Genomic DNA, 13,476 nt, shown 5'->3' on the forward strand with positions numbered 1-13,476 from the left:
AAATCAGGAAATGGCGTATTTTTTACCATTTTTAATAGACCATAAAATGCCAATTATTCCTAAAAGAATTAAAATGGTTGAAATTAATTCGGCTTGAGTATAACTTATACCGAATGTGTGATATTTAGAATTTACCCGAATAGATTCAATCAAGAATCGTTCTAATCCATTGAAAATCAAATAAATAGACCACATAAGGCCTGGAATGTTTATTTTACTGCGAATGCTCCAAAGGAAAGCGAAGATGGCCATTCCCATTAAAACTTCATAAAAAGGTGTTGGAAATACAGGCAAGGGTAATTCATTACAGAAATTACCTACGCAACCAGGAATTGGAACACCTTCATTTACCACATTATGAGGGTATTTAAAAGACCAAACCCAATCTGGAGCCCAGCTAAGCCAATTCGGTTTTGCAGCAAGATTAACAATACCCCAATCGCCATCACCAGAAAGATGGCAGCCAATGCGACCAACGGCATAAGCAAGCATCATACCGGGACCACCAATATCTAACATGTGAATCCATTTTATACCGTATTTATTGGCATGGTAGAGTACCGCTGCACCTCCCATAATCAAACCGCCATAAAAGGTTAATCCACTGAAGGATAGTAGTCCGCCAATAGGATCCTTCACAAAATCATCCCAATACTCGAAATTATGGAATAGTTTAGCTCCTAGAAATCCCCAAATTGCAGCCCACATTAATAAATTGCCCATTATTTGGTGTGGGTGTACGGTTTCTTTAATAATTTTCGGCTGACTTAGTTTCTCTTTTTTATTCTCGGCATAAGCCCAATAAATAAATAAAGCGGCGAAGATTAGTCCCCCTAAAAAACTACCCCTTGTAGAAAGTATAAAGTCCTGAGGATTAGCCACAAAAGCGGTATAATTCAATAAACCATCCAGCAGTTTATAACCAACAAAAAAACCAAAAACACCATTTAAGGCAATTTCTTGAGCTGAAACAGGTTCACCAATTTTAACATCTCTGGTAAATGGCTTAACAAGCCCCAATTTTTCTTTCCTTTTAAATTCTTGTGAAAGTGCCCAATAGCCGGCCGCAAAAGCCAATGCAACGAAAAAACCAAAAGTTTGAATGGGAAGTGGAATATGTAATCCTGTTAAATATTCAATCAGGTGTGTAATGGTTGGGAACATATATCTTAAGAAATTGGATTATTTAGAATGTTAAGCTAATCTATAAATTATGATTAGAATTACGATTATTAATTATTGCTTTTAGTGTACAAATATTTCGGAAGGTTCAGAAATCTCCATATCTCCATCAGAAGCAATATTTTCAAGCTTAACCGTTTTAATCTCATTGATTAATAATGGATCATAAGGGGCCTTTACTTTTACGTAATTGCGAGTAAATCCATGCATGAAACCATTTTTTTGATCCGCTTCAAAAAGGACTTCCGTTGAGATACCCACTTGAGTTTCATAAAAAGCACGACGTTTTTTCTCTGATAAAATATGGAGCATTTTACTACGATCTGCACGTAAAGAACCTGGAACTGAATCTTTCATTTCTGCAGCTAAGGTGTTTTCGCGTTCAGAATAGGTAAAAACGTGTAAATAGGAAACTTCTAGCTCATTCAGGAAATTATAGGTCTCCAAGAAATCTTCTTTTGTTTCGCCTGGAAAGCCAACAATCACGTCGACACCAATGCAGCAATTAGGCATGAGTTTTTTTATTTCTGCTACCCTTTCGGCATATAATTCGCGCTTATATCTTCTGCGCATTAAGCCCAAAATCTTGTTGCAACCCGATTGTAGTGGAATATGAAAATGCGGGACAAACTTTTTCGATTGGGATACAAATTCGATTATTTCATTGGAGAGCAAATTAGGCTCAATAGAGGAAATACGAATTCGATCAATTCCTTCTACCTGATCAAGAGCTTGAACTAAATCAAAGAATTTATCTTCACGAACACCATCTCTGATGCCAAAATCGCCTAAATTAACTCCTGTAAGCACTATTTCTTTCACTCCAGATTGAGCAATTTCATTGGCTTGTTCAATCACATGTGAGATGGTATCACTCCTACTTGCACCTCTAGCTAAAGGAATGGTACAGAATGAACAGGTATAATCACAGCCATCCTGAACCTTTAAAAATGTTCTGGTTCTTTCTCCGAATGAATAAGATGAAATAAAGCTTTTTGCTTCAGATATATCCTGATTAAAGATTTGAGTTTTCTCTTTCTTAGTTAAATCAGTGATGTATTCAGTAATCATGAATTTCTCGGCAGCTCCAAGAACCACATCAACCCCAGGAATTTCAGAAATTTCTTTGGGTTTTAGCTGGGCATAACATCCAACAATAGCGATATAGGCATTTGGAGAGTGTTTTAGAGCCTCTTTTACAACCTTGCGACATTTTTTATCGGCATGATCAGTAACTGAACAGGTATTAATAAGGTACACATCCGCTTTGTCGGTAAAAGAAACCGTTTCAAAGCCTGCCTCATTAAACTGCCGACCAATAGCAGAAGTCTCAGAGAAATTTAACTTACAGCCAAGTGTATAAAATGCAACTTTTTTACTCATGATAATATGCAAATATACGAAATGTGCTTGATATGGCAGAAATAGACCACAAGCAATTGATAATCAATAAATTATTGCTCTCCCCAACGATAAGAATCATGATTAAATCCGGCTAAATCAATTACCCGATTGACCACCGTTGCGGCCACTTCTTCAATGGTTTTTGGAAGACTGTAAAAAGAGGGAGTTGCGGGGCAAATAATTCCGCCAGCCTCGGTAAGGGTCTTCATATTATTGATGTGAATCAAATTATAGGGACTTTCTCTCACTACCAAAATTAATTTTCTTCTTTCTTTTAGGATTACATCAGCAGCGCGACTGATTAGTTCATCAGAAATACCTCCCGCAATGCGACCTAAAGTACCCATAGAACATGGGCAAACGATTAAAGTATCATAACCCGCTGAACCTGAGGCAAATGGAGCGTTAAAATCACGCTTGGCATAGAATCGGTACCCATAATCATTAAAAGAGCTATTGCCTAATTCATGCTTCCAAACATCCTTGGCATTATCAGACATAACTAGTGCTAAATCAGCTATTTGATCACTTAAAGCACTTAATTTATCTAATAATACCTTGGCATAAATAGATCCACTGGCACCTGTTATAGCAATTGCAATTTTACGCTTATTCATATGATTTAATTAGATGCAGATTAACCTTTGATAATCAGGCACAAATAAAGATTTAATTTCTCTCAAAAAGTTAAAAATTAAATAAAATTACTTAGCCATTGCATAACGGATTCCTTCGAGGATATGCTTCAAGAATAAGGGGTTGGTATATTTATCATCAGCATGGCCCAAAGCGGTATAAAATGAGCGTCCGCCTTCAAATTTATGATACCATGCCATGGGATGAAAAGCACCATTGGTCCCCCCTTGATAGCTTGACTCATCTACAGTAAGCAGGACTTTAATATTGGGATTGATATTCTTGAAATTATAAAGCTCTTCTTTCATATTCCATTCGGAAGGAAAATGGCGTGTGGAAGGGTGTTTTTTATCAATAACTTTAAAAGTGGCATTTTGCTGAGCTGGGTGACCATCGAAAACAGCTCCCACCAATTTCCCATACCAAGGCCAGTCATATTCGCCTGCTGATGCCCCATGAATACCTACAAATCCGCCACCAGAGCGAATATATTGCTCAAATTGGGACTGTTGCTCATCATTTAGCATGTCACCAGAGGTACTTAAAAACACGATTGCATGATAGTTTTTTAGATTTTTAAGATCAAAAACAGTCGCATTTGAGCTTGTATCGACTAAGAAATTATGCTCCTGCCCTAATTTAGAAATCGCAGTGATTCCTGCAGGGATTGAAAGATGTTTATAAGCCGCAGTTTTATAAAAAACAAGGATTTTTTTAGGCTTAGGAGCCGATTCTACTGAAATACTTATGGCAAATAATATCAAAAAGCATAAAATTCTATGTTTCATAGCTTCAATATTTAATGATTATCGATTTTTGAATTTCATTTTAGCTTTTTCACGAGAGGTATAATTATAATCCTTCACATTACTATGCTTTTTGGGATGAAAGGCAGCACCAATTTCTAGCTCTGGGCTATCATTTTTATTCGATTTCTTTGGCTTATCCTTTTCAATGACTAAATCGTCAGGTAATTCGGCAATTGGAATTGGGAGTCCGATAGTCTGCTCAATCTTTTTAACCATTGAAAGCTCTAAATCGGTCGCAAAGCTAATTGCAAGCACATCCTCCTCCACATTGTCTGTATTTTTAACAATCCGACCGATAAAAGTTTCCATTTCAACAGGCATTTCCAGATGAAAAATAAATGGAATACCCTGAATATCAATTGATTCTCTCAAATCATCTGCAATGAGTAAAATTCGAGCATCTTCAGAATTTTTAAAATCTTCCATTTGGTCGAAGCCCGGATGATCAAAAAATAAAGGCTTATAAATTGCTATTTCTTTATCAAGGTATTTGAAAAGGCTTTTAAATATCTTTTCGGCGGTTAAACGAGTATTTACAAAGACCAATACTTTATTGAAAACATCCTTATCTTTTAGTAAAAGGTTCAGGAGGTTAACTTTAGTTTTAAAATCTGGGACTTTATACAAAATTTGATCGACGGTAGCGAGTTTTTGTTCGCCTAAATTATCCACCTCAATCATGGTTTCATTATTCATAAACTGACTGGTTAGAAGGTTCAGTTTATCATGAAAAACATCGGTAAAAACAAGATGTTGGCATCTTACAATGCTTCTAGCTAATTCAGCGACAGGAAGTTGCATTCCTCTTTTCACTATTTCGGCAGCATCATCAACAATAAACATCATGATTTTATTGAGATTAAGCCCTAGTTTCAAATAGATTGCTCTGGCACGATCAGGAGTTGCAACAACAATATCGGCACCATCTGCGAGCGCATTCATTTGAGATTCCATTCCTCCTTCTGGATATAAACCCACGATACGTATGGTCTGATTCTTATTTAAAAGCTCAAAGCGCTCAATTACTGCCAAAACATGGTCTTTGTCCGGAACCAATACCAAAGCTCTTGGAGCCTCTTCAAAACCATATTTAAGGCGCATTAGTGAACCAAGAACATAAGTGCTAGTTTTACCAGAACCTTCAGGGGCTATTGCAATGATATCTTGTGCTCCCAAAATACGTGACATTGTTTTCAGTTGAATGTCTTTGGGTCCCAAATAACCTGCATCTGTCATCGATCTGACAAGAGGTTTACTTAGTTTCAGTTTTTCTAAAAGCACCATTTAAATAGATTTTTAAATAAAATGCAAAAGTACTCATTTGAAACGAGTATTGAGGCAAAATAAGGTCATAAGACAATTAAAAACGAAGTTTAAGTTATTTGATCTTAAAAAACTAATACAAATCCTTTAGAAGTTATTCGACTAAAAATTTTCCTCATCATCATTGCTTCCTCTAGAGGGAATGATTGGCCACCTGATAGGCACTTTAATCTGTTGACATGCTTGATATTAAAAATGAGCACTAATGAACTAATAATATTAGTATTGCTCATTTATTTTCTTAATTAAACAAGAATTTATTATCCCGAAATTATTAAAAAATAAAAATTCCATCTTAAGCTGTATTTTTGAGAAAATCCAAGCAATTTTTTATTATCAAAATGGATGTTTTCGGCAAAGTATTAAAAGATCATTATTTAGGTCGCCAGAAAGGTAAATTATGGCTTCACAACAGCTATGGGAGCCCCGAGGATATGCCCGTTGACATTTTTTACCGTAATAAATTTGAAATTTCTGAGCTAGAAAGCATCGCAATTGACCTTTGCAAAGGCAAAACGCTCGATATTGGTGCTGGGGTTGGAAGTCACGCCTTGATTTTACAAAACAAAGGAATTGATGTTACGGCCATCGAAATATCGGAAGTGGCCTGCGACATCATGCAAAAAAGAGGTGTTAAAAAAGTTGTGAATAAGGATATTTTCCAATTTGAAGGAGAGCAATTTGATACGATCTTGATGATGATGAATGGTATCGGACTCTGCGGGGACATGGAAGGCTTGGAGCGTTTTTTGGAGTATTTGAAAAAGCTGATAGTGCCTGGTGGACAAATCATTTTTGATTCATCGGACATCGCTTATTTATACAAGTCGGATGATTTTATCTCAAGTAATTATTACGGTGAGATATCTTATCAATATGAATATCAATCTATTAAAGGCAATTGGTTTAAATGGCTATATGTCGATTTTAACAGCCTAGAACAAATTGCCAATAAATTAGGTTGGGATTGTGAATTGATTTTTGAGGATGATATGGACCAGTTTTTGGTAAGGATGGTATTAGTTGAAGGCTAAATTAATGAATCTCAATATTAAAGTCCGCTGCAAATTCTCCAAACTCCTCTAAACTTATCACCCCTTCTTTCAACTTAAACTCCTTCTGCTCACCCTCATGATCAGCATAGCCCAACCAAGGTTCAATGCACACAAAGGGCGCTCCCATTGGTGCCCAAATTCCCAGTGAAGTAAAATCCGGGAAGGATACAGAAATATAATGATTAGACTTATGGCTTTTAAGTCGGACTTCTCTAGAATTTAACTCCTTAAACACCAAGGCATCAGATTTAAATAAATCGGGATCTAATTGAAGTTTGCGGGTGTCTAAAGGTACTGCTTGCGTCAGCCCCGTAAAATATCCATCTTTATTTAAGAGATGTTTTTCTAGGGATTCATCTTCAGAAAACTCTATGTAATAATCAGACATCAGCTCTTCCGAGTTAAAGGGAATATTAAATGCAGGGTGAGCACCTAGAGAAAAATGAATGATTTGATTATCCAAATTTCGAACTTGATAGCTTATTGAAATCTTTGATTCATCAAGTTTATAAAGAATTTCGAATGCAAATTTATAGGGATATTGCTCAAGACTAGCTTCCGAATATTTGATTTGAAATTTAGCTTGTGTAGCACTTTGATCTATTAATTCAAATTGTGAATGACGAGCAAAACCATGTCGCTTGATTGGATATTTATTCCCGTTAATTAGCAATTCATTATTTAGGCAAGAGCCAACAATTGGGAATAAATTAGGAGCATGAAAAGCCCATACCGAAGGATCTGCTTGCCATAAATGTTCAACTCCGCTAAGCTTGTTAAAAACAGAACTTAACTCAGCTCCTTTCAAATTTATTCGGACTTTAAGGCTATTATTCTCTAAAAATATCATTTAACTATAAGTTAAAAATAAAATTTAAATAATTTAAAATCAGATACTTATAAATTTTAATTAAACTTAACGTTTAACCCAAACTTTCTTCTTTCTATTTTTATTATTTCCACCTGAAGATGGTCTTTTTGTGGTGGGGCTGTAAACCGGTGCCTCACCTAATTCTTCAGGAAGTGTCATTCTAGGTATTTCCTTGGAGATAAGATTTTCAATGAAGGAGAACCTACGTTGATCTTTTTCGTTCACTAAAGTAATGGCCGTTCCAGTAGTTTCAGCTCTGGCAGTTCTTCCAATTCGATGGATATAATCTTCAGGATCTGGCGGAACATCATAATTAATTACGAGACTAATTCCTTCTACATCTATTCCCCTACTCAATACATCGGTACCGATAATTACGGGTAGTGTGCGACTTTTGAAAGCTCTTAATACAGTCTCACGTTGTTCTTGTTCTAAATCAGAATGGAAAGCCTCTGATTTAATACCTTCTCTTCTAAGCGTTCTATTTAGATCTTTTACCGTTTCCTTTCGGGAGCAAAAAATCAAAATACTTTTATAGTCGCCAGCCTTGAGTAAAGAGCAAATCAATTTTACCTTTTGATGATCATGAACCATATAAACCTGCTGCGAAATACCGACAGCGGGCTGAGAAATGGCAATATTTATTTGTTGAGGATTTTTAAGAATGGTATTGGCTAAAGTTCTAATCTTTGGTGGCATGGTAGCCGAAAAAAGTAGTGTTTGTCGATCTTTAGGAAGACTGCTAATAATTCTCAAAATATCTTCATAAAAACCCATATCGAGCATGCGATCGGCTTCATCAAGCACTAAATACTTAAGGTGATCTAACTTTATCGTTCCTGAAGCTAAATGAGCAATGAGTCGGCCGGGAGTTGCAATCACAATATCCACCCCTTCCATCATGGCACGGCGTTGTTGTTCATAAATCATCCCATCTCCACCACCGTAAACAGCAATGGAGCTAATTCCGGCAAAATAGGCCAATCCTTCAACCTGCTGATCAATTTGCTGGGCAAGTTCACGAGTTGGAGCTAAAATAAGAGCTTGGGTATGTTTTTTATCAGAAATACTGATATGTTGTAAAACTGGCAATAAATATGAGGCTGTTTTTCCTGTACCAGTTTGCGCACAAGCGATCAAATCAGTGTGTTGAAGAATTAAAGGAATAGCCTGTGCTTGTATTGGAGTAGGTTTAATAAAACCCATACTTTGTAAACCCTCAAGTAATTGAGGATCAAAGTTAAAATCGCTAAATGTCAAATTGATAAAATAATGTTTAAATAATATACAAAGGTAGTTAAAACAAAGGACATTGATAATTTTGAGTTTTTAAACCAGTAATTAGACCATCTTGCAGTTAAATAATTATTATTTATTCCAAGTATTTAGGAAATAATAAGTGCCCTACTTATTAACACCATTTAATTTCTCAACAATTAAAATCTTTTTAGTTTTTTTTCCTAGTTTTGAATCCCGTACAGATGATGTTTTTTATTGTCTTTAATAGCTTTTATCTATTATTTTAATAAAAACTCTAAGAAATCCTACAGATATAATGACTAAATACATTTTTGTTACGGGCGGCGTTACATCGTCGTTAGGAAAGGGTATTATTTCCGCTTCTCTTGCAAAACTTTTGCAATCAAGAGGATACCGAGTTACCATTCAAAAGTTTGATCCATATATTAATATTGATCCAGGAACTTTAAATCCTTATGAGCATGGCGAATGTTATGTTACTGAAGATGGCGCGGAGACAGATCTTGATCTTGGTCATTATGAGCGATTTCTGAATGTTCCAACCTCGCAGGCAAACAATATTACCACAGGTCGTATTTATCAAAATGTAATCAATAAAGAGCGTGAAGGCGCTTATTTAGGCAAAACCGTTCAGGTTGTCCCACATATTACCGATGAAATTAAGCGTAATATGAAAATTTTGGGTGAGACTGGCGATTTTGATATTGTAATTACCGAATTAGGTGGGACTGTTGGCGATATTGAATCTTTACCATTTATTGAGGCTGTACGTCAATTACGTTGGGAATTAGGTTCTGGCAATTCTTTGGTAATCCACTTAACTCTTGTACCTTTCCTTGCTGCGGCTGGCGAATTGAAAACTAAGCCTACTCAGCATTCTGTAAAGATGTTATTGGAATATGGTATCCAACCTGATATTTTAGTCTGCCGTACCGAACATCACATTCCACAAGAATTACGTAAAAAAATTGCTCTTTTCTGTAATGTAAACCTAAATGCAGTAATTGAGTCGATAGATGCTTCAACCATTTATGATGTTCCATTATTGATGTTGAAGGAACAATTAGATAAAACTGTATTAAGCAAATTTAAACTTCCTCAAAAAAATGAGCCTGATTTAGGTAAATGGAAAGATTTCTTGGGTCGTTTAAAGAATCCATTGCATGAAGTAACTATTGGCTTGGTTGGGAAATATGTCGAATTACCTGATGCATACAAATCTATTACCGAATCATTTATTCATGCTGGAGCAAAGAATGAATGTAAAGTAAGAATTAAAAGTATTCAATCTGAAAGCATCACTCCTGCGAATGTTGCAGAGAAACTTAAAGGACTTGATGGAGTTCTTGTTGCTCCAGGTTTTGGTAGCAGAGGTATTGAAGGTAAAATTGAAGCTATTAAATACGTTAGAGAGCATGATATTCCGTTTTTCGGTATTTGTTTAGGTATGCAATGTGCTGTGGTTGAATTTGCTCGTAATGTGATTGGAATCAAGGATGCGCAAAGCAGCGAGATTGATGAAAACGCTAAAAATCCGGTTATCTCCATGATGGAGGACCAGAAAAAAATAAAAAACAAGGGTGGTACCATGCGTCTTGGTTCATATACATGTGAACTTAAAAAAGGAACTAAGGCAGCGGCAATCTATGGTAAATCTAGAATTACGGAACGTCATCGCCATCGTTATGAGTTTAACAATAAGTATTTAGAGCAATTTGAACAAGCTGGAATGATTGCCTCTGGGATTAACCCTGAAAATAATTTAGTTGAGATTGTTGAGCTTAAAAATCATCCATTTTTTATTGGAGGTCAATTTCATCCCGAATTAAAGTCAACAGTTGATAATCCTCACCCACTTTTTGTTAACTTTGTCGCCGCTTCTATTATTTATTCAAAAAAGAAGTAACATTTAACAAAACAGATTTTTAAACGGAATGGATAGAAATACATTTACGGGTCTCTTTTTGATTTTAATCATATTAGTAGGCTCAACCTTTTTAATGCAACCTTCTGAGGAAGATATTAAAAGAGAAAAAGCAAAACAAAGTCAGGATTCAATTGCTAGAGTTAATAAAGACAAAAATCCAGTTATTGTTAAGGATACAGCAAAAACAGCTGTTTTACCTCCAGTAGATTCGACCCTTATCAAATCTGGCCCTTTTGGAGCGGCTCAATCTGGTAGCGATGAGCCAATCATTCTTGAAAACGAGTCTATAAAAGTAAAAATTAGTCCCAAAGGTGGCAGAATTGCCTCTGTAGAGCTAAAAAACTATAAAACTTATAGCCAATTACCTTTAATCATGTTTGAAGGTGAAGGCAATAAATTCGGTTTAGTTTTTGGTTCAGCTGGTAAAAACATCAATACCAACGATCTTTATTTCCAAGCTCAAGGTGCTTCAGTAAATGTTGCCAAAACTGATTCTGCATCTGTAAGCATGCGTTTAAATTATGCTGAAGGAAAGTATATCGATTATATCTATTCTCTAAAAGGAACAGGTTATAACGTAGGATTAACTATTGCCACCAAAGGTATGCAAGATGTGGTTGCTCCTACTCAAAAACACATAACACTTAATTGGGAAAGTGTTTTAAAACAAAAAGAGAAGGATTTAGCAAGTGAGCAACGCTATTCTAGCGCCTATTTCAAACAAGGTGATGAAAGTGTTGATTACCTAAGTTTATCAGAATCGGAAACTAAAGAGTTAACTGAGGGCAAAATAAAGTGGTTTTCATTTAAGCAGCATTATTTCTCAAATGTCTTAATCGCTAAGAACAGCTTTGATAAGGGTGAGTTAACTGTGAATACTAGTCCCGATTCAAGTACAGTTAAGAGCTTTGCTGCAAACATGCAGATACCATTTGAGCGCCAAGAGATTACTAGCTATCCTATGACTTTCTATTTTGGCCCTAATCAATTAAACATCCTTGAAAAACAGGGTTTTGAAATTGAAAAGCAAATAGATTTAGGTTATTGGCCTTTAAAATACATCAATAGATGGATAGTTTTACCTGTTTTCAACTTCCTTGAAGGATTTGGATGGGGATATGGACTAATCATTCTAGTATTGACTGTACTCCTGAAAATGGTTTTATTGCCACTAACTTACAAGTCATACCTTTCAATGGCTAAGATGCGTGTCTTAAAGCCTGAAATGGATGAAATTAAGGGTAAAGTTGGGGATGATAATCCTACACTTTTACAACAGGAGTATTTAAAATTATACAAGAAAGCTGGAGTAAATCCATTGGGTGGTTGTTTGCCAATGTTATTGCAATTACCAATCATCATGGCCTTCTTCTTTTTCTTCCCTAATCTATTCGAATTACGTCAGCGTAGTTTCTTATGGATGGAAGATCTATCAACCTTTGATGCATTCTTCCAATTAGGTTTCAACATGCCTTTCTTAGGAAACCACATCAGTTTAATGTGTATCCTAATGACCATCTCGACCTTGATTTATACATATTTTAATAATCAAGTATCGGGTGCTACGGGTCAAATGAAATATATTGGTTATATCACTCCTATCATATTCTTTGGGGTATTGAATAGTTATCCTTCGGGACTAAACTATTATTATTTCTTGGCCAACATGATGACCTTTGCACAGCAGTACATTATCAGAATGTTTGTGGATGACAATAAGATACATGCACAAATTCAAGAGCATAAGAAAAAACCTCAATCTGAGAAGAAAAAATCAGGCTTCCAACAAAGAATGGAAGATTATATGAGACAGCAGCAACAAGCTAAAAGTCAGCCAGCTAGCTCAGCAAAGAAAAAATTGAAATAAAATTATAAAATTCAAGACTCAGCCGACAAATTAATTATTTGTCGGCTTTTTTTATTGCTTTAACTCTGGTGAAGCTTTGTTCCATGGTTTCAAAAACCAAAACATTTTCATTTAACTCTTTAATTAAGAAGGGAAAATCTCTTTTTGTACCGCCAGGTAATGTTTCGGTATAACGAATCATTTTACCATCCATTTTATAAGTGCCATGTGAAATTAGCTTAGCACCCCACTCTATTTTGAGCACATTACCTTCAGAAAATATGATCGCAGGAGATTGCAATTCGAGCTCCTGTTTTGTGATACTATCTGGCGGATTAAAACTAGTCACAGAAACATAATTCCAAGTCCCATAAAGATCATTGGCTTCGATTGATTTAGAACAAGAAGCAGTTAATAACAATACCGCGATTAAGCTAAAAATACAATATCTTATCATTTAATATGTTAATTGTCAATTATTTACAAACTATAAATTAAGAAAATGATCAGTAAATGCATTAAAATCATCAAATTTAAGATCATAATCATCAGAAGTCCCGAAGCCGTAGGTAACAAGAACAAAAGGCAAACCAGCTTTTCGAGTTTCTAGGCTATCCCCATGGGTATCCCCAATATAAATAGGGTTTTTTAATTGATGCCTATCGACCAATAATTTGATATTATGATGTTTTGGCATTGAATTTACACCATGGGCCATTTCATCTGTGATATAATTTTCAATATCAGCCCATTTCATAAATTCCGTAATCAAATTTGCCGGACAATTACTAACGATTAAGAGACGATATTTTTCAGAAAGTTTAATTAAACCTTCACGTACACCATCATATAAAACCCCACCCATTTGAGGCATAATTTTCAAGCGGTATTCATTGATTGTTTTATAAATCTCCTCTTGTCGCTCTTTGCTAGTTGCAGGAAACAAATGATCTAATACTTTAGAACGCTCCCATCCCATTACATAATGCAAATCATCACGAGTAAATGTTCTATTTAAATTTTCGGCCTTAGCCCCTAAATTCCAAGATTCAAGGTAGGTATCCAAAGCATCCCAAAGAGTGCCATCTAGGTCGAAAATTAAACTATCAGGTTTATTCATTATTATCGATATTTAAGAGCAAAAAAAAATGCGCAAAATATAA

Annotated in this window: 12 protein-coding genes; 3 read left to right on the forward strand and 9 right to left on the reverse strand. The window is 35.5% G+C overall.

What is annotated here, in order from left to right; genetic code table 11:
* Positions 1 to 3 precede the first annotated feature (3 nt).
* The 5 genes from QZ136_RS08520 to QZ136_RS08540 all read right to left on the reverse strand — a co-directional run bounded on the left by QZ136_RS08520 (position 4) and on the right by QZ136_RS08540 (position 5,315).
* The gene (locus tag QZ136_RS08520; RefSeq protein ID WP_291402421.1) at positions 4 to 1,164 is read right to left on the reverse strand and encodes a prolipoprotein diacylglyceryl transferase family protein; all 1,161 of its coding nucleotides are present in this window, start codon (positions 1,162 to 1,164) and stop codon (positions 4 to 6) included.
* An 81-nt stretch (positions 1,165 to 1,245) separates the two neighbouring features.
* Positions 1,246 to 2,565, reverse strand: coding sequence for a tRNA (N(6)-L-threonylcarbamoyladenosine(37)-C(2))-methylthiotransferase MtaB (gene mtaB / locus QZ136_RS08525; protein ID WP_291402423.1), 1,320 nt, complete (start codon positions 2,563 to 2,565; stop codon positions 1,246 to 1,248).
* Between the two features lie 71 nt (positions 2,566 to 2,636).
* Positions 2,637 to 3,203 (reverse strand): UbiX family flavin prenyltransferase, encoded by a 567-nt coding sequence (locus QZ136_RS08530; RefSeq protein ID WP_291402425.1) that lies wholly within the window; start codon positions 3,201 to 3,203, stop codon positions 2,637 to 2,639.
* Positions 3,204 to 3,290: 87 nt separating this feature from the next.
* Entirely contained in the window at positions 3,291 to 4,010 is a 720-nt protein-coding gene (locus QZ136_RS08535; protein ID WP_291402426.1) for a ThuA domain-containing protein, read from the reverse strand.
* A gap of 18 nt (positions 4,011 to 4,028) precedes the next feature.
* Positions 4,029 to 5,315 carry a DEAD/DEAH box helicase gene (locus QZ136_RS08540; protein WP_363245077.1) on the reverse strand — a complete coding sequence of 429 codons (1,287 nt, stop codon included), beginning with the start codon at positions 5,313 to 5,315 and terminating at the stop codon, positions 4,029 to 4,031.
* A gap of 380 nt (positions 5,316 to 5,695) precedes the next feature.
* On the opposite strand from QZ136_RS08540, the gene QZ136_RS08545 reads away from it, so the two are divergent.
* Positions 5,696 to 6,388 (forward strand): class I SAM-dependent methyltransferase, encoded by a 693-nt coding sequence (locus tag QZ136_RS08545; RefSeq protein ID WP_291402429.1) that lies wholly within the window; start codon positions 5,696 to 5,698, stop codon positions 6,386 to 6,388.
* Between the two features lies 1 nt (position 6,389).
* Here QZ136_RS08545 and QZ136_RS08550 read toward each other — a convergent pair whose 3' ends face one another.
* Both QZ136_RS08550 and QZ136_RS08555 read right to left on the reverse strand, forming a co-directional pair.
* Positions 6,390 to 7,259, reverse strand: coding sequence for an aldose 1-epimerase family protein (locus QZ136_RS08550; protein WP_291402432.1), 870 nt, complete (start codon positions 7,257 to 7,259; stop codon positions 6,390 to 6,392).
* Positions 7,260 to 7,325: 66 nt separating this feature from the next.
* Complete coding sequence (locus QZ136_RS08555; RefSeq protein ID WP_291402434.1) at positions 7,326 to 8,540, reverse strand: DEAD/DEAH box helicase; 1,215 nt, start codon at positions 8,538 to 8,540, stop codon at positions 7,326 to 7,328.
* A gap of 295 nt (positions 8,541 to 8,835) precedes the next feature.
* Here QZ136_RS08555 and QZ136_RS08560 point away from each other — a divergent pair, with 295 nt between their 5' ends.
* Positions 8,836 to 10,446, forward strand: a complete 1,611-nt coding sequence (locus QZ136_RS08560; protein WP_291402436.1) for a CTP synthase — start codon at positions 8,836 to 8,838, stop codon at positions 10,444 to 10,446.
* 28 nt (positions 10,447 to 10,474) lie between these two features.
* Positions 10,475 to 12,334, forward strand: a complete 1,860-nt coding sequence (gene yidC, locus QZ136_RS08565; protein WP_291402438.1) for a membrane protein insertase YidC — start codon at positions 10,475 to 10,477, stop codon at positions 12,332 to 12,334.
* A 34-nt stretch (positions 12,335 to 12,368) separates the two neighbouring features.
* Here the strand turns inward: yidC and QZ136_RS08570 are convergent, their stop codons facing one another.
* Together QZ136_RS08570 and QZ136_RS08575 are read right to left on the reverse strand one after the other, a co-directional pair.
* Positions 12,369 to 12,770 (reverse strand): hypothetical protein, encoded by a 402-nt coding sequence (locus tag QZ136_RS08570; protein WP_291402441.1) that lies wholly within the window; start codon positions 12,768 to 12,770, stop codon positions 12,369 to 12,371.
* Between the two features lie 30 nt (positions 12,771 to 12,800).
* The gene (locus tag QZ136_RS08575) at positions 12,801 to 13,433 is read right to left on the reverse strand and encodes an HAD family hydrolase (protein WP_291402443.1); all 633 of its coding nucleotides are present in this window, start codon (positions 13,431 to 13,433) and stop codon (positions 12,801 to 12,803) included.
* Positions 13,434 to 13,476: the final 43 nt, after the last annotated feature.

Source organism: Daejeonella sp. (assembly GCF_017495225.1).
GTDB lineage: Bacteria > Bacteroidota > Bacteroidia > Sphingobacteriales > Sphingobacteriaceae > Daejeonella.

Bases quoted from the DNA above. Each gene is read 5' to 3' on its own strand.
- QZ136_RS08520 (WP_291402421.1), bottom strand. From the start codon at position 1,164: ATGTTCCCAACCATTACACACCTGATTGAATATTTAACAGGATTACAT.
- mtaB (WP_291402423.1), bottom strand. From the start codon at position 2,565: ATGAGTAAAAAAGTTGCATTTTATACACTTGGCTGTAAGTTAAATTTC.
- QZ136_RS08530 (WP_291402425.1), bottom strand. From the start codon at position 3,203: ATGAATAAGCGTAAAATTGCAATTGCTATAACAGGTGCCAGTGGATCT.
- QZ136_RS08535 (WP_291402426.1), bottom strand. From the start codon at position 4,010: ATGAAACATAGAATTTTATGCTTTTTGATATTATTTGCCATAAGTATT.
- QZ136_RS08540 (WP_363245077.1), bottom strand. From the start codon at position 5,315: ATGGTGCTTTTAGAAAAACTGAAACTAAGTAAACCTCTTGTCAGATCG.
- QZ136_RS08545 (WP_291402429.1), top strand. From the start codon at position 5,696: ATGGATGTTTTCGGCAAAGTATTAAAAGATCATTATTTAGGTCGCCAG.
- QZ136_RS08550 (WP_291402432.1), bottom strand. From the start codon at position 7,259: ATGATATTTTTAGAGAATAATAGCCTTAAAGTCCGAATAAATTTGAAA.
- QZ136_RS08560 (WP_291402436.1), top strand. From the start codon at position 8,836: ATGACTAAATACATTTTTGTTACGGGCGGCGTTACATCGTCGTTAGGA.
- yidC (WP_291402438.1), top strand. From the start codon at position 10,475: ATGGATAGAAATACATTTACGGGTCTCTTTTTGATTTTAATCATATTA.
- QZ136_RS08570 (WP_291402441.1), bottom strand. From the start codon at position 12,770: ATGATAAGATATTGTATTTTTAGCTTAATCGCGGTATTGTTATTAACT.
- QZ136_RS08575 (WP_291402443.1), bottom strand. From the start codon at position 13,433: ATGAATAAACCTGATAGTTTAATTTTCGACCTAGATGGCACTCTTTGG.